Source organism: Mesorhizobium sp. M0293, from assembly GCF_040321735.1.
Lineage (GTDB): Bacteria > Pseudomonadota > Alphaproteobacteria > Rhizobiales > Rhizobiaceae > Mesorhizobium.
The window spans coordinates 19697-39218 of sequence record NZ_JAMYSA010000038.1 but is presented as its reverse complement, the minus strand read 5'-3'; the positions used below and the strand labels follow the sequence as shown (position 1 = coordinate 39218).

The following is a 19522-nucleotide window of genomic DNA, read 5'->3' as shown; positions in this document are numbered from 1 at the left end:
CTTTTGGCAATCCATCAGGCAAACACCTCGGCGGCGGCCAATAGCGGCGCCTTGAGGTCCTTATCCGAGAGCTGGAACCCGCCGGCCAAGGACGGCCATTCGATGCCGATGGCGGGATCGTCGAAGCGGATCGACCGGTCATGCGCCTGCGAATAGGTGTCGGTGACCTTATACAGGACCTCGGTGTCGGGCACGAGCGTCACGAAGCCGTGCGCGAAGCCTTTCGGCACCAGAATCTGATTGCCCTTTTCGGCCGACACTTCGAGAGCGACCCATTTCCCAAAGGTCTTCGAACTACGGCGAATGTCGACCGCGACATCGAGAATGCTGCCACGAATGACGCGCAACAGCTTGTCCTGGGCCCGCGGCGCAAGCTGGTAGTGAAGCCCGCGCAAAACACCTGCCGCCGCGGAATAGGAATGATTGTCCTGCACGAAAAGCAAGTCTATGCCGGCCTGCGCAAAGCGCTCAGCATTGTAGGTCTCCATGAAGAAACCGCGCGCGTCGCCATGCCGCTTCGGGACGATTTCCAGCACGCCAGCAATGGCAAGGGATCTGATCTCCAGCACCTAGCCCTCCGACAGATCGACGACACGCCGGCGCAGATAGGCGGCATACTCATTCTTGCCCAGGCGGTCGGCGCGACGCAGAACCTGGTCCACGGTCAGCCACCCCTGTTCAAAGGCGATCTCTTCCGGACAGGCGACCTTGATGCCCTGGCGATGCTCGATGGTACGCACGAATGAGGAGGCTTCATGCAGGCTGTCATGCGTTCCGGTGTCGAGCCAGGCATAGCCGCGGCCCAACCGGTGAACATGCAGCTGGCCACGATCGAGGTAGACATTGTTGACCGCCGTGATCTCGAGCTCGCCACGCGCCGAGGGCCGGATGGACGGGGCGATGTCGACGACGTCGTTGTCATAGAAATAGAGACCGGTGACAGCCCAGTTGGATTTCGGCTCCTGTGGCTTTTCCTCGATCGTCAGCGCGGTTCCGGTGGCCTTGTCGAATGAAACGACACCATACCGCTGGGGATCCTCGACATGGTAGGCGAACACCGAAGCGCCCTTTTCGCGCGAGGCCGCGGCCCGGCAAAGCTGCGACAACCCGTCGCCGAAATAGATGTTGTCGCCAAGGATCATCGACACGCTGTCCTTGCCGATGAAATCGCGGCCGATGATGAAGGCTTCCGCAAGGCCATTGGGCTGCGGTTGCTCGGCATAGGACAGTTCAAGCCCGAACTCCGACCCATCGCCAAGCAGATCGCGAAAAACCGGCAGATCACGCGGCGTTGAAATGACCAGAATCTCGCGGATACCCGCAAGCATCAAAACGCTCAGCGGATAATAGATCATCGGCTTGTCGTATATCGGCAGAATCTGCTTAGAGATTGCTAATGTTAGCGGGTAAAGACGCGTTCCGCTGCCCCCAGCAAGGATAATTCCTTTCAAGAAGCTCTCCTTGACATGCCTAGGCCCCCTGGCCCTTGCTGCCCGTGATTAGGTTCCACGCAATGGCTTGTCAATCTCGGCGCTCGACAATCGACCGGATCAGCCCGGCACCGATGCCGCGGCCAATTCCCGGCGAACCCAATGCTGTCATCTCGCCAACGCCGACGGCCTGACGGGAACAAGCCGATTGTCATGATGGGCCTCGGTCGGCTCGCCTCTTGGGTTCAACCGTTCAGCAAAGCCTTTGTGAAAGATAATGCCATTCATGTAGGCAAAAATCATCGCAAGCGCCGCTGTTCGCAAGGGATAATCAACCAGCGAGTGAACGAGAAGAAACGACACCGAGAGGAACGCGGCTTTCTGCAGCGGATACCGCCGAACCCCAACGGACGATGCGAAAAGCAATGTCAGGTAAACCGCGATCAGAAGAACAACGGGCGCGCCACCCTCAAGTGCCAGTTCCAGATAGTCGTTATGAGCGTGATTCACGTAGGGCTTGAAGATCATCTCGCCCTTTTCGTAAATCTGATAGACCTTCTGAAAGCTGCCGAAACCCACTCCTGTCGTCCAGTTCTCTTCAATTCCCGCGATCGTCGTGCGGGCAAATTCGGCGCGCCCAAAGGTCGGATCAACCACCTCCGCATCGATCTTCGTCCACGCGCCCATCGTGTAGAGCGAAAGACCGATGAAAACCGCAAGGATGCCACAACCACCTAGCCTGGAGCGAGCGGACAGAAAGACAACCGATACGATGGTGATCGCCAGTCCTATCAGAATACCGGCGCGCGAACCGGCGGCCAGAAGCAGCAGCAACAGTGTTATCAATCCGAGTGATCCAGACAGAAGATTCCCGCGGAACAGTCCGTAGTAGACAGCGAAAGGGATGGAGACGAAGAGCAACGCCGAAAAATGATTCTGGTTGGCAAACAGCCCGGCATTGACCGTGAACGGTAACAATCCCTCTATGGCAACCGTATCGGAGAGTGAATACTGGATCGCGGCCGCCAATCCGTTACAGATGACACCCATGAAAAAGAAAGGCAGAAGGCCGTAGACCTGATCTGTGCGCAAGCGGATGACGCTCAGAAAGAATGCTGCCGCCGCCGAGAAATACAAAAAACACTCGATCGAGCGCCCCACGCCGACACTGACGAAACGCAGCCGGGTTTCGCCGGCCAGCCATGGACTTGCCAGCAGCACCTCGGGCCGCAATCCGCTCAACAGGGCTGCAGGCAGCGGTACGATTTGAAAACAGAACACGGCGAGGACCAGGGCAAGCACCCATAGGACCGAACGAGGGACCTTCTGCCCCGATGGCCTTGAAAAGACGACTGCGGCCGAGACAATCGCCGCGACCTCGATCAGCGTTTCGGTGTAAAGGCCACTCGCCGTGCCGCCGCCAATCAGCACCGACAGGAAAAGAACCGACCCAAGCAGGTATTTTTCCCGTTCCGTGGACCGGATTGACCGCTCTCTCAAGATGAAACTCTTTCGATGCTCAGCTTGTGCATGACCAACGTGCCGACATATCGAAATCGCCAGCTCTCAGCGATGGCGGCTGTTTCCAGCCGTAACAATTGCATCGGACACGCGCTCGGTCCGATCGCGAAATCCAGGCTCAGATCCTGCCGGTTGAATGTTCCCTCAGGTATCTTGAACCGGACTATTTCACTTGCCGGATCTGCGCATCTGATGGACCAGAACAGCTGCTTTGGCAGCTTCAGGTTTCTCGCGGAGGCAGTCAGGGAAATCCTGTAGGAGCCGGGAGGCAGTGCGACATATTGCTGGAGCGCGGCATTCTTCACCGGCGTGTTCAAAAATCGAACGGTCGCTCCGTTGTCGCTTTCGCCGACATCGCGCGACCCGGCAAAGGTAATTTCCAGACCGGAGCGATCGTGAACCTGCCAGTCGAATGGCTTGCCGCTGCGGACCGGTTCAAAGCCGCCGTTGAAAATGTAGCCACCCAGCGTCCGCTCCTGATCGGACAGGCTGAAAAGGAACAGCCGATAGGCCGGCTCGTATTCCTTTTGCCTGATGTAGCCGTTGATCACCGCAGACAGTTCTTTCGATGTCGGCGGCGAGTTCGATCCGGCAAGGTCGAGCAACAGTTGGCTTGCGGCGCGCAGCCCCCGCGGATCCTGACCAAGGGCAGAGAAAAGATTGGACCTCCACGGAGCCCCGATCTTTATGGCTGTCAGGACAGCCCGATATCCGTCCGGATTTGAAAGAATGGCCGGCATGCCCGCCGCGATGACTGGAAAACGGTCCGGCCACCGGCGCAGCAAGGTGTCGATCTCGCCGACGGCCTTTGACAGATCACCTGCCTCGATCGAACGGTCGATCGATCTCTGAAGCGCATGGATTTCAGTCTTGGACAGCTTTCGAGCCTGATCGAAGAGTTCAAAAGCCTCGTCTTTCTCGCCTTGTCGGTACTTGATCTCGCCCATCAGGCTGTAGAGCCGGGCGTCCGCGACATTGAAGCGAAGCGCGCCCCTTGCCTTGACGGCCAAAGCGTCGAGATCAGGACCACTGCCTGTTTCATTCAGCTCACCGGTAATGTCACCTACCAAGGCATTTATGTTCAACGGATCGAGCACAAGCGAGACGGCCGGCGTTCCGGCCTCAAGGAGCCGACTTAGCCCGATCGATGAAGCCGCCAACACCAGAACGGAGGCGACGAACCAAACGCCTGAACGCCGGAGATTTTGCGTGAGCGGGCTGGCCTGCTCCGTCATCGACTTTGCCCTCAATTTTCGGGGTACTCGCGCCGTAGTCGTAGTACTGGTAGTTCATGTATTTGTAGGCATAGTTGTAGTCGAACTTGTTCACGGCAAATTTCGACATCGCCACTCCGATCACATTCGCACCGGCTGCGCGCAGACGCTTGAGCGCCGTCTTGGCTGATTTGCGCGTGACCTGATTGGTGGAAACGACCATCAAGGTGCCTTCCGCAAGCCGGCTGAGGATTGGGCCGTCGGAAAGGCCGACGACCGGTGGAGCATCGATGATGATCAGATCGAAGCGTTTGCCGAGATTGGTCAAGATCAGCGCCATCTTCTGCGAAGAGAGCAGGTCGGCCGGGTTCGGCGGAATCGTCCCGGACGTCAGTACAGTCACGTTAGGGTATTTCGTCGTCCTGAAAATGCCCGCCAGATCATCCTTGCGAACGGTATTCGTCAGAAGGTTGCTCAACCCGATCGCGTTGTCGAGACCGAACAGCCGATGCAGGTTCGGTTTGCGAAGATCGCCATCGACCAGCAGAACCCTTGCACCGAGCGCCGCGAAATCCTGGCCAAGCTTGAACGACGTGGTCGACTTGCCTTCCGAAGGTTCCGAACTGGTCACCAGCAGCGATCGCGGCGCGCCTTCAGCACCGGAGAACTGCAGCGATGTTCGCAACGAACGATAGGCCTCTGAGAGCCCGGATTTTTGATCGGCGATGCTGGCGATGAGTTCGCGGTCATCGACAAGCGGCAGGATGCCGAGCATCGCCAGCCTCAGCTCTTTCTCGACCTGCTCCGGATTGGTGAAGGTGTTGTTCAAGAGCTCGATGATGTAGATGATCGATGCAGTCAAAGCCATGAAAAGCGCCAGCGCGATTGCAAGATTGATGCTCAGGCGTGGAGAATAGGGGGCTACGGGCAGCGAAGCGAAGTCGACGATCGCAGCGCTTTGCGTCTTGAGTTCCGAGCTAACCCCGACTTCATTCCGCTTGGTGATAAGGCTGTCATACTGCGACCGATTGGAATCTACCTCACGCTTCAGGATCGTGTATTTGATATTCTTGTCGTTGAAGACGGCCTGCTGTCTCTCCATCTCCGCGAGCTTGGATTTTAGGTCGGCTTCCTTGCTTTGCGCTTCCTGGTATTTCAGTCGCAACGAATCCGTTATCGCAAGAACGCCATTGTCATAGAGCCGCTGCAGTTCCTTGATCTGCGATTGCAATTGCTGCATTTCCGGAAAACCAGGCTTCAGGATGCCCAGTTTCTGCTGATACTGGCTGGACAGATCCGCCAGCTTTTCGCTGAGCTTCTGCAGACCTTCGCTTTCCAGAACCGGGCCGAGGCTTGAGCCGCGCCCCTTTTCTATCTGATCCACCACCCGCCCCGCATCGAGGCGCTCCTGGATTGCCGTGGCCAGCGCGGTGTTCAGGGCTTCGATGTTCGAGCCGATCAGCGATTTGTCGTCGCCGGTAACCGTGATGCCGGCATCTTTTGCATAGGTGACCAATTCCTCCTCGGAAGTCTGCAGCTTTTGCTTCACCTGCAAAACTTGTTCCTGGATAAACTGCCTTGCCAGATCGGAGGTCTCGCTGGTCTGATCGAGGCGTTGATCGATAAAACTCTGGGCGACCTGGTTGGCCACGTCGCTTGCATATTTCGGCTTCTGATCGACAAAGGTGATCGACAGCAGGCTTGTGTTGGTGACCAGATTGACCGTCAGGTCGTCCAGGATCCGTTTGATAGCAATTGCTTCGCGCTCTTCGGGCGTTTTCTCCTCGATGGAAGGCGACTTCGAAAGTCCGAACGCCCGGTAGACAATGTTGCTCAGCGAAAAGCTCGGCGTCGGAAACAGGAAGTCCGGCTTTTCGCCAAGCCCCAGCTGGAACGCCACGCGCTGAGCCAGCGCGCGGCTCTTCAGCTTTTCACGGGCGGTCAGGAAGGCCCTGACGTCGCTGTTTTCGGAAACAACTTCGATGTCCTGAAAGACCTTCGCCGAAGGGACCAGAACTTCGAGCTGCGTCGTTGCCTGATATTTTGGTGTCTGCATCATTGTCACGATGACGCCGGCAACAAGCCCAGCAGCTGCCATCATGACGATGAGCCAACGATACTGGACAATGTAGAAAAGCAGCTTGAGCAGGTTGAACCCCTCATCCTGACCGGCATAGCCGCGACCATAAGGACGGTAGTTTTGCGGCACGTCGCAATAGAGGTCCGCGGACTGAGCCTGGCCATGTCCGGGTTCGGCACGTTGGGGCTGCCTGTTATGATCGAGCATGCGCGAGGTGATCCTGCGTTGTCCGTATCGTGACCTGTCCTAAGGAATGACCGCAATGCGGGCCGCGCTGGAGGCGAGGCCCAGAGCATCCTTCAAATTGTTCATCGCGATTTTCGACTTCGAAGCAAAAACGACGATCACATCGCCGCCATAAATGCGTGGGTTGCGATTTTTGCCGGCCCGGATTTCCTCGACATTGTAGTTTGCCACGAGCTTGTTTTGGCCGATATTCCGATAAACGAAGACCTTGCCGGCATCACCGACCGGATTGAAGCCTCCGGCAAGGGCGATCGCATCCAGCAAAGAAGCACTGCTGGACACAGGATAGATTCCGGCCTTGTTCACTTCACCATCGACCGTGATGCGCTGACCAATCGATTCCTTGACGAAAATCGTCACATCCGGCGCTTGCAGGTACTTTTCACCGTAGGCAGTCTCGATTTCCTTCTCGAGCTGACGAACGGTCTTGCCTGCCGCAGTCATCGTTCCGATCAGCGGAAGTGAAATCTGCCCGCCTGCGTCGACCTGAGCAGTTCTGTTCAAATTGTCGACCTGGAACACGCTAACCTCCAGCACGTCATTGGCAGACAAGGGCTGCTCGCTGCCATTCTGGGTGTTCTGCGGCGGCGGAAGATCCTTCACCACCTGCAGTGTGGCGCCGCCCGAAAGAACCGTGGAGGACGCCGCCGGCTGAAGGGCGTTGACAGGATTTGTGGATGACGTCGATGTCGACGCGGTGCTGGTGCAAGCAGATATAGCCAGCGATGCGAGCAACGCTGTTAGGATGCTTGCATGACGCCTTGCAAAATCGAAAATGCCGATCGCTGGGTCCCGCTCTTGAACAGCCGGCCAAATCCGCCGAAACGGCCTACGCTGCGGGCACGAGACCTTTTCGCATTCCGCTTTCCAATGAGCACGAGCGCCCGATCCTGCAATATCGCGTCCGGACGGTTGACCGCCAAAAGCCTCGCCTCGACAAAACACAAATGCGCTACTCGCATGAAGGCGAATGACGCATTCGACAAAATTGCGCAAAACAGCGGGTGTCGAACCTCTGCTATCGGCTGACGGCGTCATCGTCGTCCTGCAGCCCAGTAATAAGAGCGGCGGCGCCACCAACCGCGGCCCCGCCCAAGAGAACTGGCAGCATGACAGGCTCCGAGCTGGCAGGCACAACCGTCGCAACTGGCGTATCGAGCGAAACGCAGATGCCACCTTCGACAGGATCGACCTTGACCGTGGTGTTGCCAGGAATATCGAATGCGCAATTGGCACCCACCGCCAGCAAGGCGGACGCCTCTGCCCCGGTCATGATGCGCGCGCCCGAAAACACTGGCGCTTCGGGCCCCACGCCAGCATAGCCGCCGGCCTGGGACATCTGAACGTTACCCTGGACCTGTGTAAGGCGACCTATCGCACCGGCGGACGCCGGCACGGTCGCAGGACAGGAACAGGTCTCCTGAGCGAAAGCATCGGGCGTTGCAACCAGAATGCCCTCTGCGGCGAATACAACAAAAACGAAAACAGCCCCGAACCTACGACGAATCCTCATTTTTACCCCACCCAAACCTGCAACTCACCCTCTTGGGACGAATTACACCGGCTCCACCCCCGGCAATCTCCGTCAGTGGCTGACGCCGTTGACGTCGTACTGCGTCACCGCGAGCACGGCAGTTGTCAGCAAAATCGCTTCCGGCAGATCAACCCCGCCGCCACCGGACGGCTGAATGGCGACCGTCTGTTTGGAACCAACGAGCTTGAGGCAAAATGTTGTCGTCGAGGCGGAAAACATCGAGACTCGAATTGGCCGGCACATTCAGGCTGCAGCCGCCGAACCGATCGACGCAACAAATACGGCAGGCGCAATTTTGCTCACAGATTCATCTGTCTTTGATCCCCTCTGCATCCACCTTCGGACGCACCAAAGAAAGCAGATCAGCACGTAGCAGTTTTTCGATCACAATTCCAACACATTTTGCGCGCGAGGCAACTTAGAGCGATTCGCGACTGTCGGAGCACAGTATTTTAGCTAGATTGCATGAACAGTTTCGACCAAAAAAGCTCAAGAACCGACTTTACCCAACAGATGACCGTAAATACTCAAATGCAGGAAACCGCCGGTCGGGTTCAGGGACAGATCCATTCATTTCGCCGCAAGAGCATCCAATCCGTAGCCGTTCGGCAAGACTTGTACATTGGATCGGCTTGAACCGGCTGGCCGCAGAGAATACGACCCTGCGTAAATATGATAGCCAGGCTTTCCCGCTTGGCCGTCAAGCACTGCACAACCAGGGTATCGCCAACGTTCGAAGCGATCTTGCCATCACAAGGCGTTCCAGCACCAACGGATTTGCAGGTCAGGACCATCCCCTGATAGTCCCGGCGCGCCGCTCCGAAGGCCGTCCTCCATCCGGCCCAACTGTCCGTCAAACCCGTTCATTCTTTCGCCGCGAGGCCATCCAGCTTTTCTATCTGCTGTATGTACCTCTCGATGACGATCGTTTCCGAAAACTGCCGCTCGACCTTGTTTCTGCCCTGAGCGCCCATCCTGTTCCTGGATGCGCCGTTCATCCGCGCAAACTCGATCATCTTGCTTGCCAGATCATCAGGGTCTCTCACCTTGCACAGGAAGCCGTTGACGGCGTGGTCCACCACCTCCCTGCATCCGGGCACGTCGGTCGCGATCAGCGGCTTGCCCATGGCAGCCGCCTCGAGCAGCGAGCGCGGCGTTCCCTCCCTGTAGGAGGGCAAGACGACACAATCGGCAGCACGCAGGAAAGGCCGCACATCGTCGGTGGAGCCGAGATACTCGACCAATCCCTCACCGGCCCATTGCTCGACGTTCTGCCGGCTGACCGCGGTTCGATTCTCGACATCAAGAAAGCCGAGCAGCTGGAAACGCACACCGGGCAGCTCCTGGCGAACCAGACGGGCCGCCTCGATGAACTCGCCGACGCCCTTGTCCCAGAGAAGCCGGGCCACGAGAAGAAACACAATCGCATCAGACCGGGTGCGCACTTCGGACGACGGGGCAAAACGCACGAGGTCGATGCCGGAGCCAGGCAAAAGCCCGGTTTGCTCCTTGCGAACCAGATGCCCATCGACGAACAGAATCCGGTCATCGTCATTCTGAAAGAAAACCATTTTGGAACGGGCCAGCGCCACCCGATACAGGGCCTTGGCAATTCTGAGCAGGAGGCCACCGCGGACGAATGCCGTCCCCAGCCCGGAAATGTTGTTTATGACTGGAACACCGCTCAAATTGGCCGCGATGGAGCCGAACACATTGGGTTTGATCGTGAAGCCGACGAACGCCAACGGTCTCTCCCGCCGCAATAGACGCCAGTAGCGCCACAGAAGAACCATATCCCGCAACAGCGACGTGCCGGAATTGTCCATGTCAAGTTCGACATGGCGGCAGCCCATCGCCGCTATCAGCGAAGAATACTCGTCTCTCGGCGCGACGATGACGACGTCGTAGCCACGGCTCCGCAACGCCTCGATCAGGCCTTTGCGGAAATTGACGACGTTCCAGGACGTGTTTATCGAGATGATTATCTTGTTGCGAACTGCGGGCATCATCTCCGCCCACCCGGATATGACGAAGGCGCTCCCAACAGCATATCCGCAAATCGCCCGGGCGACCTTTCCGACAAGGTCTTTGCATATAGGGTCGACCGATCGCCGCCGTGAACGACCTTCAACAGTGCATCCGCAATTTCGGACGCGCCAAAGCCGGCTGAAATCTCCAGGCCGGACAGCATGTCCAGATCTCCCGCACAGGGCGTGGTGACGACGCCCGGAACCCGGCAAGCCATCATTTCCAGAAGGACGTTTGGAAATCCCTCGGCCGCCGACGTGAGTATGCTGGCGCACGATGCGCGAAACAGCGGAAATGGATTGTCTCTCTGACCGAGCAGATTTACGCGCGAGGCCAGATCGAGCCTACCGGCATAGGCCCTCAGTTCCGCTTCCATGGGCCCGGAGCCAACCATGGTAAGCTCATAATCTTCGCCGGTCCTTCGTCTGACCTCGGCAAGCACATCAACCGCGATCGTTGGGCGTTTCACTTCAATCAGCCGGCCGCACCAGACTATCTGTGGACGGCGGAGAAATATCTTGGCGTCATGCTCAGACAATGTTTCCTTGGACATTTTGACGATGAGATCTTCATCGACCGGATTTGGCAAAGTACAAAGTTTATCGATTACTCGCCGGGGCAATACGTCACGCAGGCTCTCATTCATGTAGCTCGTTTGCGCGACAACCATGTCCTGGCTGCCATAGGCAGCGTAGAGCGCCCTGTAGGCCAATGAGCGAGGGCCTTTGAAGCGATCCAGAAGGACCGTGGACTCGCGAGTGACCAGCCTGCGGCTTCGAAGAACTCCAACACTTCGAGCGGCAGCCAGGAACGAATTCACGCGCGCATGGCTCGACAATACCAAATCGTACCGATGCCGGATCAGCCGCGGGACAAGCAAAAGCTCGCTCATCGCCTTGCCGCCGCCAAAGCCGTAGCTGGGTCGAATTCCATCCTGATATGATCCAACGGCTTCCCCCGCTGTCTGGCCACCCAAGAAGCCGATTTCGACGTCCCAGTCGGGTCGGCTCGCGAGTGCACGCGCAACCAGTTTCAGGATGGTTTCGGCTCCACCTCTGATGTCGAGTGGAATGGCGATCAGCGCTAGCTTCCTTTTCATGAGCCGCCAGGATTCACTCGCCGAAAGACGTAAGCGTAGGTTTCGGCAGCGTCCTTGCCGAGAAACAGGGCTGAAACGCCTAGCCAGATGCGCCAGGCGAGAAAGGCCGGCACGAAAAAATAGAAATAGGAGCTCTTCCAGAACAGACGGCGCTCGATGAGTTCCAGGCCGTTCCGCCTTGCGATCGCTTCGACGTCACTGGGCAGGCACTTGTCGTAGAAAGCCGGGAACCCGTCATGACCCATGCCTTTTTCGGGATAGACCGCAAAAAGCAGCCGTCGTTTCAGCCTCTCCGGCAGAACCCGGTTGACCCTGGCGAAAACAGCGTTGCGCGAGGGCGAGAAAATGGCAACCACGCCTCCCGGCTTCACGCAACTGGCAATGCCACGCAAGGCACCCTCACCGTCGCGGACGTGTTCTAACGTCGCTTGACAAATCACAACGTCAGCATCGCCCCTTCCCTCAAACGAGGTAAGATCCGCTTCAATCTCCTCGTCGTATATTCCGCGCGGCGCTTTCGACAACTCTTCCGCGTCGAGGTCGAGCCCGACGACAAAAAGCTTCAGGCGCCGCTTCTCCAAGAGACTGACGAACGGCCTTGCACCCCCGCCAAGGTCGTAAACCACCGCATCGGAGGCCAGCCAGGCAGGCGCTATCTCCGTTGCAAAAATTCGGTTGCCGTCGATGCGAAGACGCGACGGCAGCGCCCGGTCCAGGAACTCGGAAATGGCCACGTTCGCGCGAACGAACTTTCGCAATATCGACACTGCTTCACCATGAATTCCGTTGGCCGATCTGTGCCCGCTACTTCTCTCATTCATTCTTGGCATCAGAATCAGTTGCCAAAAAAACCCTCTGCGTCGCATCAGGCCCGTCATCGGCAATCACGCTCCTCAACGCGAAAAACGAACAAGCCGCGGCTATGACATATCCGGACAGAAATGCCATTTCGCTGCCAAGCGGCAGCCGCCACCACAGACTCAATGCCGCCAAACAGCAGCAAGCCAATGCTCCTGTCGCGTAAGAATAGGTCAGCGTCATTGCGTTGTTCGAGCGGAACGCAAACGGATCGATGACCACCTTCTTCGTCCTGTTTGTTAGAACAGCGCAAGAAACGATCGCAAAGACCGCTGGGTCAAATGACCTCCCCAGCCATCCGAACGCATAGCCGGAAAAAAACAGACCAATTAACCCCGCGGCAGACGCAGCCGCAAAAATCAGCGCAATAGTCGCCCCCTCAAACAATCCGCGCCGAAACTCCCGGACGTTTCCATTTGCGACACTGAGAAACGCCCTTGGCACGAACACGAAGCTGGCCGCATTCATGAAGAAGCCGACGGTGCGTTGTGAAAGATCGACACAAAACGAGAAGACGCCGAGATGGGCCTGAGAGCCAAACATCAAAATGATGTATCGAATGCCGACAAACACGCCGCTCTCGGCCAGATTGCTCAACACAAATCCCCAGCCTGTGGCCAGCGACCCGTCAAGATAGGAAAGGCGGGGCCGCCTCAGATTCATCGGCCCCAGGAAAGCAAATGAAATCAGCGCTCCGGCGATATAGCTGAGCGAAAAGGCCGTAAGCGCGGAACCTATTTTCGCATCTCCGGCAAGCAGGACTATAGCTCCCGCCTGGTATGCGACAGCCTGGCCAATCGCCGACCCACCATATGCCCACAAACGCAGTTGCGACCTCAGGAGTTCTTGAAGTGCGGTATGCAAGCCGAATGAAACGATGATGGTTGCGGCGACGGCGTTGCCAAATCCGAACCAGACCAGCACCAATCCGACCGAGACGACACACAACGCCACAATAGACAGGGCGACAAGAATAGACGATACGTACTCTCTACCCAACCCTGCGGCATGCATTTTTGCAGAAACGGGCATTATGGAATAAATTACGACTCCAAAAACAAGTGTCGAAATAAATGAAACCGTCGCAATCGTTGTGCTGAAAATCCCATACTGCCCGGTTTCCAGATGGCTTCCGATATATAGTAAGGTCACTATATTTAGAAGACCAGGCACAATTCGTATGACGATGGACTCCACAAATTTCCACAGGCTGGCTCTTTTCATGAGATCACCCGTGCGAATGACCTCTTGAGCAAGAATGGGAAACTCAAGGTACCAAAGCTCAAGCAGGCAAGGACCGCCTTGCCCAAGAATCGAACCGAGCGATATCGTCCAATCCAGAATGCCCTGACGTAGTTCAAATTCAGCAACAACATCGGATACGGATTTTGCCGCTGAAGAGGGCGAATTCTTGCGGTCATCCCCTCCGGCAGGTACCGCTTTCGCCCGATATCGATATTGACACAAACAACGTCGTATTCGATCGCCAATCTGGACCAGAGAAGAGATGTTGGAACACGGCGGAACCGCCCTGCGGGTGGCACGGCAACCCGTTTCAACAAGGCAGTTCTGATGACCTCCTTCTTGTCGCCGACCACACCTTCGTCAGCTCGCATCTTGATCAGGTTTGTACGCTCTGACGGAAATTGGTTTGCTCTCGCATCTGGTTCGTTCAGAACCATCGAGAACACAAAACCCGCAAGCTTCTCATCGGCACTTTGCCCGGAGAGGAACTCACAAACCTCAGGCAAGCGATCGGCGAAGAGATCGTCGTCGTCGTCGAAAATCATGCAATAATCGGCAGTGGCGGAAGCGATCGCCGAAAACATCGCGGCGCCTCTGCCGCCATTTGGGCCAGTTGTGACCACCAATCTGGCATCGCGAGACGCGATTTCCGCAAGCGCTTCGCTCGTCCCGTCGGTCGAACCATCGACATGGACGCATATTTGCAACGGGCACTTCGCGTGCAGCAGCTCCCGAACCAGCGCAGCAACGCGATCCCGCCGATTAAACGTGGGGATGCAAACGCTTAACAGCGCCTGGGACTGCAATGGATTGCAGACTGCCTGTTTGCGAACCGTATCGATTCCATCTCCTCCTGGTTGTGCGGTCATGGAACGGAGCTATGTGAGGATCAGCCGGGAACCGCCAGGAACAGGCCTATCCCCGCCCAAAATACGTTAGGTACCATTCGACAAACCGCCCGACGCCCTCGGTCACCGTCGTCGTCGGACGGTAGCCCACCGCCTGCTCCAGCGTCGATGTATCGGCAAAGGTGTCAGGTACGTCGCCGGGCTGCAGCGGCAGCAGCTCGACGATGGCTTTCCTGCCGAGCGCGCTTTCCAGCGCCTCGACATAGGCGGTCAGCTTCACCGGGTTGTTGTTGCCGATGTTGAAGATGCGCCAGGGGGCGCTGCTGGTGGCCGAATCCGGACGGCTGGAGTCCCAGGCGGCATTGCCCGTGGCCGGGCTGTCGCTGGCCCGGACGACGCCTTCGGCGATGTCCTCGACATAGGTGAAGTCGCGCGTGTGGTTGCCGTTGTTGAACAGCTTGATCGGCTCGCCGGCAAGGATGTTCTTGGTGAACAGGAAGAGCGCCATGTCCGGGCGTCCCCAGGGGCCATACACAGTGAAGAAGCGAAGCCCGGTCGTCGGCAGCCCGAACAAATGGCTGTAGCTGTGCGCCATCAGCTCGTTGGCACGCTTGGTCGCGGCGTAGAACTGCAGCGGGTGGTCGGCCGGCCGGTGCTCGGAAAACGGCATGTCGGTGTTGGCGCCGTAGACACTCGAGGTGCTGGCGTAGGTCAGGTGCGCGACACCGCTGTTGCGGCAGGCTTCCAGCATGTTGGTATAGGCGATGATGTTGCTTTCCACATAGGCATGCGGGTTTTCCAAGCTGTAGCGAACCCCGGCCTGGGCGGCGAGATGGATCACCCGGTCGAATGCGTGATCGGCGAAGCAACCATCGACAACACCTCTATCGGCGAGATTGCCGCGGATGAAATGATAGCCCGCATTGGTCTTGCGGCTCGCCTCCTCCAGCAGCCGCAGCCTCGCCTCCTTGATCTGCGGATCGTAGTAGCTGTTGACGTTGTCGATGCCGACAACCTCGTCGCCGCGCTCCAGCAGCCGCTTCGACACGTGATAGCCTATGAAGCCGGCAGCGCCGGTGACCAGAACCTTCATCAGAAGCGCCCATCCGTAACATGCCTGGGGAACAGACCCTTGATGTCGTAGATGACGCCAGGAGTCTTGCAAAGCGCCTGCAGGCCGTCAACGCCCAGCGCACGGAACTGCCTGTGGCCGACGGCCACGATGACGCCGTCATAGCGCTCGTCGGGAATGTCCTTCATGCTCATTACGCCGAAGGCGCGCGCACATTCCTGCACGTCGACCCAGGGGTCCCAGATGTCGATGCCGGCATTGTAGTCCTTGAGTTGGGCGACGATGTCGGCGACCTTGGAATTCCTCAGGTCCGGACAATTTTCCTTGAAGGCCGCGCCCATCACCAGAATCCGGCTGCCGACCACGGCTATCCCCTTGCGCATCATCAGGCGGGCCGTCTGGTCCGCCGCGTGCTGACCCATGCCGTCATTGATACGGCGGCCGGCAAGAATCACCTCCGGATGATAGCCCAGTTCCTGGGCCTTGTGGGTGAGATAGTAGGGATCGACGCCGATGCAGTGACCACCGACGAGACCCGGCGTGAAGCGCAGGAAATTCCATTTGGTACCGGCGGCCTCCAGCACTTCGGACGTGTCGATGCCCAGCTTGCCGAAGATGAGCGACAACTCGTTCATCAGCGCGATGTTGAGGTCCCTCTGGGTGTTCTCGATGACCTTGGCCGCTTCGGCGACCGCGATGCTCGAGGTCCGGTGCGTGCCCGCCGGCACGATCGAGGCATAAAGCGCATCGATGGCCTCGGCCGCTTCCGGCGTGGAGCCGCTGGTGACCTTGACGATCGTCTGCAGCCGATGCTCGCGGTCGCCCGGATTGATGCGCTCGGGACTGTAGCCGAGGAAGAACCCCTCATTGTAACGCAGGCCCGAATGTTTCTCGATCAGCGGCGAGCACACCTCTTCCGTGCAGCCGGGATAGACAGTCGATTCGAAGATCACCACCGCGCCCGGCGAGATGACCTCACCGACCAATGTCGATGCCATGATCAGCGGTTTCAGATCCGGCCGGTTGGCCCTGTCGATCGGCGTCGGCACCGTGACGATGAAAATCCCGCAATCGCGCAGATCGGCCTTGTCGGTGGTGAACCTCAGCCGCGTAGCAGCATTGATCTCATCGTTGCTGGCTTCCAGAGTATGGTCCTCGCCACGCCTCAGCGCATCCACCCTCGACTGGTCGATGTCAAACCCGACGACATCCCTGGCGGCGCCGAAGGCGACCGCCAGCGGCAGACCGACATAGCCAAGCCCGATGATCGCTATTTTCCTGGAGGCTAGATCCATCTGCTCCTGCACTTGCTATCCAGAGTCATGCTTTGCGTTGGCTATCGGGCGCCAAAACCGGTCAGCATTGTTTTCATTGTCTTGAGAGCTATCAATACATCCAGCCAAGGCGAAAAGTTCTTTATGTAATAAAAATCGTAATGCAATTTTTCCATGACGTCATCGACCGCAGCCACATGCCCCTGATTTACTTGCGCCCATCCGCTTATGCCTGGCCTGACAATATGCCTGTAGCGGTAGAATGGCAGCTCAGCTTCGTACCACTGCGAGAGCACGACAGCTTCCGGCCGCGGCCCGATCCAGCTCATTTCGCCACGCAGGATGTTGATGGCCTGCGGCAGTTCGTCGATCCTGAACTTTCGCAGGAAACGACCCACGCGGGTGATGCGATCGTCGTCGCGCTTGGTGATCGCCTTCTCCTTGTCGCCGCCGGCGCCGGCGTGCTGCCGCATCGAGCGAAACTTGTAGACCGTGCAGATCTTGCCCCGGTAGCCCATGCGGTGCTGCCGAAACAGCACGGGACCCTCGGAATCCAGCCTGATCAGCAGGGCTACGAGCGCCAGAACGGGTGAAAGAACGACGATCAGAATAAGTGCCGAGACCCAATCGGCTGCCTGCTTGATCTTGAGATAGGCCTGGTTCGGATTGAGCGAGCCGAGCGTGTTTTCGGACAGATGCTCGATCTCGACCCGACCGGTCAATGACTCCCTGACTTGCTTGACATGATATACCGGCGTTCCCGAAAGGGCCCGATCCGCGATGTATCGTTCCCATTCCGCGCCAAGATCGGCACGCAGATCAACGACCACGCCGCTGGCTCTCTCGATGATGGTGTTGGTCGACTTGATCCAGAACCAGTGCACCCCCGGTAGTGTCTTGAGGCGCTCGACATCTCCGCCGGGAACCACGACGAGCCGGTACGGATCGAGATGCCGCGTCAACAGGCTCAGGCCGAAATACCAAAGGGTGGACTGCGTGAAGCTGGCGGCGGCCTGAAACCGGCTGTACTCGAAACGAAAGAAGAATATGGTCAGGAAAACAGCCCCGTAGGACAGGGCAAATGTCGGCAAGATGTAACTTGCCGCGGCCACGCCCGGGAAATTTCCGATACGGCGATAGGAGAGGAAGCCCGCCATGTGTGCAATCGCCGCGGCGGTCACCGTCACCTGAAGGTTTGCCAAATAGATAAACTCAGGATTGAAGACAATCCTGATAATGGCCGGCGCAAAAATCGCGAATGTCAGCCCGCCAAGCAGCTGAAATCGAATCCTGAACAGGAAATGCCGGCTTCCGACGATCGTTGACGCTGCGACATTCAACGCCTTGCCCCTCCCCCCGAAGTTGCCATGACGGCGACAGGCCAGCGTGATTCTGCATCTGACCTGCCCGTTCGTTCGTAGAGCGAATCGAACGTCTCGCCCCCCGGCGATTTCGACATAGTCGAAGATCAAGGGTTTACGACAGTGCGGTTGCACCAGCAAGCATCTATTTCATATCAATAGTTAGTAGAAGTTTTGATCAACAGCATTGTTTGATGCTTCAGAAAAGCCGCTGTGCGCACAGTGCCGATGCGGGGATGGTGGAGCCAATGACGCTGAGCAGTTTCAGCACTGCTTCGGCGATCGCATCCCTTAGCGATAGCGAGTCGCGCGGGAGCTTGGAAAGATCGATTTCGAGAGGGGATATTGTGTTCCCGAAGCCGCTGGATCTTGGCGTCGTCGTGACACCTATGGCCCGCGAAGCCTGCTGAGTGCCGATGATCGGCCAGAAGATCGGCCAAATATCTTGGCAAATTCGAAATATATATTTATAATTATGCATTTAGCGGAAGCCAAGATCGGCCAACCATGGAAGAAAGCGTACAGCGCATCGAACCGGCACGCCTGACGGATGTTTCCGAAACTATATCGGATGCGCTGGCGGAGCTATCGGCCACCTCGGCCATTTTGGGCCAAAGCCTGCACCCACGTACCGCCGCCAACCTCGCCGATCTGGTACGCATCATGAACACATACTACAGCAACCTGATCGAGGGCCATGATACGCGCCCGCGCGACATCGAGCGGGCGCTGGCAGGAAATTTCGATCGAGACGAGAACCGCCGCAACTTGCAGCTAGAGGCGGCCGCCCATGTTCGCCTACAAGCCGAGATCGATCGTATGGCCGCCGAGAAGCGGTTGCCTGAGCCTGCATCCACAGAGTTTCTGCGATGGCTGCATACGGAATTCTACCGCGATGCGGAAGCGCCCATGCTGACTGTCAAGGGTGCCGGCCGTGAATTCGTCATGGCGCCAGGCGAGTGGCGATCGAAGCCAGAACATGACGTCGCCGTCGGCCGGCATGAGCCGCCTTCGAGCAAGCGCGTCGACGATTTCATGCAGCATTTTGCCATGCGCTATCGCTTCGATAGGCTGGGCAAAGCCGGACGGATCCTGGCCATTCCCGCCGCGCATCATCGTTTCAACTTCATTCACCCGTTCCCCGACGGCAACGGCCGCGTCAGCCGTTTGATGAGCCACGCCATGGCCCATGAAGCGGGGATCGCCGCGCATGGGCTGTGGTCGATCTCACGCGGTCTGGCGCGCGGCTTAAAAAGCCGCACGGACTACAAGCGGATGATGGATCATGCCGATATGCCCCGCCAGGGAGATCTCGACGGACGAGGCAACCTCTCCGAGCGTGCACTCGGCGACTTTACGCTATGGTTCATGCAGGTGTGCATCGATCAGGTGAACTTTATGACCGGTTTGTTCGATCTCGACACGCTCGCGACGCGGCTACGTCGCTATGTCGAGCGCAGCGGCCTGAAACCCGAAGCCGGCCGCTTCCTGGAGGAAGCGCTAATGCGCGGTGAATTTGAACGCGGCGAAGCATCCCGTATTAGCGGACTGCCCGAGCGCACGGCGCGTCGCGTGTTCAATGACGTGATCGCGCTCGGTCTGTTGGCGTCGGAAACACCCAAAGGCCCAGTGTCGCTACGCTTCCGGGCCGACGCATTGGACGCGCTGTTTCCGAAGCTGTTTCCGGAAACCTAGATGGGATCACTTGGCTG

18 protein-coding genes and 1 pseudogene are annotated in these 19522 nt (G+C 57.9%); 1 reads left to right on the top strand and 18 read right to left on the bottom strand.

The window, feature by feature from the left end; genetic code table 11:
• Positions 1-14: 14 nt before the first annotated feature.
• From rfbC to NKJ06_RS16340, 18 genes and pseudogenes are all read right to left on the bottom strand, one after another.
• The gene (gene rfbC, locus NKJ06_RS16425; RefSeq protein WP_352810220.1) at positions 15-569 is read right to left on the bottom strand and encodes a dTDP-4-dehydrorhamnose 3,5-epimerase; all 555 of its coding nucleotides are present in this window, start codon (positions 567-569) and stop codon (positions 15-17) included.
• Positions 570-1451 carry a glucose-1-phosphate thymidylyltransferase RfbA gene (gene rfbA, locus NKJ06_RS16420; RefSeq protein WP_352810219.1) on the bottom strand — a complete coding sequence of 294 codons (882 nt, stop codon included), beginning with the start codon at positions 1449-1451 and terminating at the stop codon, positions 570-572.
• 147 nt (positions 1452-1598) lie between these two features.
• Positions 1599-2930, bottom strand: a complete 1332-nt coding sequence (locus NKJ06_RS16415; RefSeq protein WP_352810218.1) for an O-antigen ligase family protein — start codon at positions 2928-2930, stop codon at positions 1599-1601.
• A complete protein-coding gene (locus NKJ06_RS16410) occupies positions 2927-4186 on the bottom strand; it encodes a tetratricopeptide repeat protein (RefSeq protein ID WP_352810217.1) in 1260 nt (419 codons plus the stop codon). The genes NKJ06_RS16415 and NKJ06_RS16410 overlap by 4 nt, the downstream gene beginning before the upstream one ends.
• Positions 4074-5816 carry a GumC family protein gene (locus NKJ06_RS16405; protein ID WP_352810240.1) on the bottom strand — a complete coding sequence of 581 codons (1743 nt, stop codon included), beginning with the start codon at positions 5814-5816 and terminating at the stop codon, positions 4074-4076. The genes NKJ06_RS16410 and NKJ06_RS16405 overlap by 113 nt, the downstream gene beginning before the upstream one ends.
• 303 nt (positions 5817-6119) lie before the next feature.
• Positions 6120-6263, bottom strand: a pseudogene (locus NKJ06_RS16400) (hypothetical protein); the annotation flags it as partial.
• A 228-nt stretch (positions 6264-6491) separates the two neighbouring features.
• On the bottom strand, positions 6492-7529 hold the full coding sequence (locus NKJ06_RS16395) for a polysaccharide biosynthesis/export family protein (RefSeq protein ID WP_352810216.1): 1038 nt from the start codon (positions 7527-7529) through the stop codon (positions 6492-6494).
• Entirely contained in the window at positions 7510-8004 is a 495-nt protein-coding gene (locus NKJ06_RS16390; protein WP_352626666.1) for a hypothetical protein, read from the bottom strand. Before NKJ06_RS16390 ends, NKJ06_RS16395 begins: the two co-directional genes overlap by 20 nt.
• A gap of 72 nt (positions 8005-8076) precedes the next feature.
• Entirely contained in the window at positions 8077-8244 is a 168-nt protein-coding gene (locus NKJ06_RS16385) for a hypothetical protein (RefSeq protein ID WP_352626665.1), read from the bottom strand.
• A 644-nt stretch (positions 8245-8888) separates the two neighbouring features.
• The gene (locus tag NKJ06_RS16380; protein ID WP_352810215.1) at positions 8889-10031 is read right to left on the bottom strand and encodes a glycosyltransferase family 4 protein; all 1143 of its coding nucleotides are present in this window, start codon (positions 10029-10031) and stop codon (positions 8889-8891) included.
• Complete coding sequence (locus tag NKJ06_RS16375; protein WP_352810214.1) at positions 10031-11152, bottom strand: glycosyltransferase; 1122 nt, start codon at positions 11150-11152, stop codon at positions 10031-10033. Before NKJ06_RS16375 ends, NKJ06_RS16380 begins: the two co-directional genes overlap by 1 nt.
• Entirely contained in the window at positions 11149-12030 is an 882-nt protein-coding gene (locus tag NKJ06_RS16370; RefSeq protein WP_352810213.1) for a class I SAM-dependent methyltransferase, read from the bottom strand. The genes NKJ06_RS16375 and NKJ06_RS16370 overlap by 4 nt, the downstream gene beginning before the upstream one ends.
• Complete coding sequence (locus NKJ06_RS16365) at positions 11966-13234, bottom strand: MATE family efflux transporter (RefSeq protein ID WP_352810212.1); 1269 nt, start codon at positions 13232-13234, stop codon at positions 11966-11968. Before NKJ06_RS16365 ends, NKJ06_RS16370 begins: the two co-directional genes overlap by 65 nt.
• Positions 13231-14124 (bottom strand): glycosyltransferase family 2 protein, encoded by an 894-nt coding sequence (locus NKJ06_RS16360; RefSeq protein ID WP_352810211.1) that lies wholly within the window; start codon positions 14122-14124, stop codon positions 13231-13233. Before NKJ06_RS16360 ends, NKJ06_RS16365 begins: the two co-directional genes overlap by 4 nt.
• A gap of 46 nt (positions 14125-14170) precedes the next feature.
• On the bottom strand, positions 14171-15196 hold the full coding sequence (locus tag NKJ06_RS16355; protein ID WP_352810210.1) for an NAD-dependent epimerase: 1026 nt from the start codon (positions 15194-15196) through the stop codon (positions 14171-14173).
• Complete coding sequence (locus NKJ06_RS16350) at positions 15196-16470, bottom strand: nucleotide sugar dehydrogenase (RefSeq protein WP_352810209.1); 1275 nt, start codon at positions 16468-16470, stop codon at positions 15196-15198. Before NKJ06_RS16350 ends, NKJ06_RS16355 begins: the two co-directional genes overlap by 1 nt.
• 41 nt (positions 16471-16511) lie before the next feature.
• Complete coding sequence (locus tag NKJ06_RS16345; protein WP_352810238.1) at positions 16512-17945, bottom strand: sugar transferase; 1434 nt, start codon at positions 17943-17945, stop codon at positions 16512-16514.
• A gap of 64 nt (positions 17946-18009) precedes the next feature.
• Complete coding sequence (locus tag NKJ06_RS16340) at positions 18010-18291, bottom strand: hypothetical protein (RefSeq protein WP_352810207.1); 282 nt, start codon at positions 18289-18291, stop codon at positions 18010-18012.
• 26 nt (positions 18292-18317) lie between these two features.
• On the opposite strand from NKJ06_RS16340, the gene NKJ06_RS16335 reads away from it, so the two are divergent.
• On the top strand, positions 18318-19505 hold the full coding sequence (locus NKJ06_RS16335; protein ID WP_352662571.1) for a Fic family protein: 1188 nt from the start codon (positions 18318-18320) through the stop codon (positions 19503-19505).
• The last annotated feature ends 17 nt before the right edge of the window (positions 19506-19522 follow it).

Coding starts and splice junctions, on each gene's coding strand:
- NKJ06_RS16360 (WP_352810211.1), bottom strand. CDS start 14,124: ATGACCGCACAACCAGGAGGAGATGGAATCGATACGGTTCGCAAACAG.
- NKJ06_RS16355 (WP_352810210.1), bottom strand. CDS start 15,196: ATGAAGGTTCTGGTCACCGGCGCTGCCGGCTTCATAGGCTATCACGTG.
- NKJ06_RS16390 (WP_352626666.1), bottom strand. CDS start 8,004: ATGAGGATTCGTCGTAGGTTCGGGGCTGTTTTCGTTTTTGTTGTATTC.
- NKJ06_RS16370 (WP_352810213.1), bottom strand. CDS start 12,030: ATGACGGGCCTGATGCGACGCAGAGGGTTTTTTTGGCAACTGATTCTG.
- NKJ06_RS16335 (WP_352662571.1), top strand. CDS start 18,318: ATGGAAGAAAGCGTACAGCGCATCGAACCGGCACGCCTGACGGATGTT.
- NKJ06_RS16365 (WP_352810212.1), bottom strand. CDS start 13,234: ATGAAAAGAGCCAGCCTGTGGAAATTTGTGGAGTCCATCGTCATACGA.
- NKJ06_RS16395 (WP_352810216.1), bottom strand. CDS start 7,529: ATGACGCCGTCAGCCGATAGCAGAGGTTCGACACCCGCTGTTTTGCGC.
- NKJ06_RS16410 (WP_352810217.1), bottom strand. CDS start 4,186: ATGACGGAGCAGGCCAGCCCGCTCACGCAAAATCTCCGGCGTTCAGGC.
- NKJ06_RS16380 (WP_352810215.1), bottom strand. CDS start 10,031: ATGCCCGCAGTTCGCAACAAGATAATCATCTCGATAAACACGTCCTGG.
- NKJ06_RS16340 (WP_352810207.1), bottom strand. CDS start 18,291: ATGCATAATTATAAATATATATTTCGAATTTGCCAAGATATTTGGCCG.
- NKJ06_RS16350 (WP_352810209.1), bottom strand. CDS start 16,470: ATGGATCTAGCCTCCAGGAAAATAGCGATCATCGGGCTTGGCTATGTC.
- NKJ06_RS16375 (WP_352810214.1), bottom strand. CDS start 11,152: ATGAAAAGGAAGCTAGCGCTGATCGCCATTCCACTCGACATCAGAGGT.
- NKJ06_RS16385 (WP_352626665.1), bottom strand. CDS start 8,244: ATGTTTTCCGCCTCGACGACAACATTTTGCCTCAAGCTCGTTGGTTCC.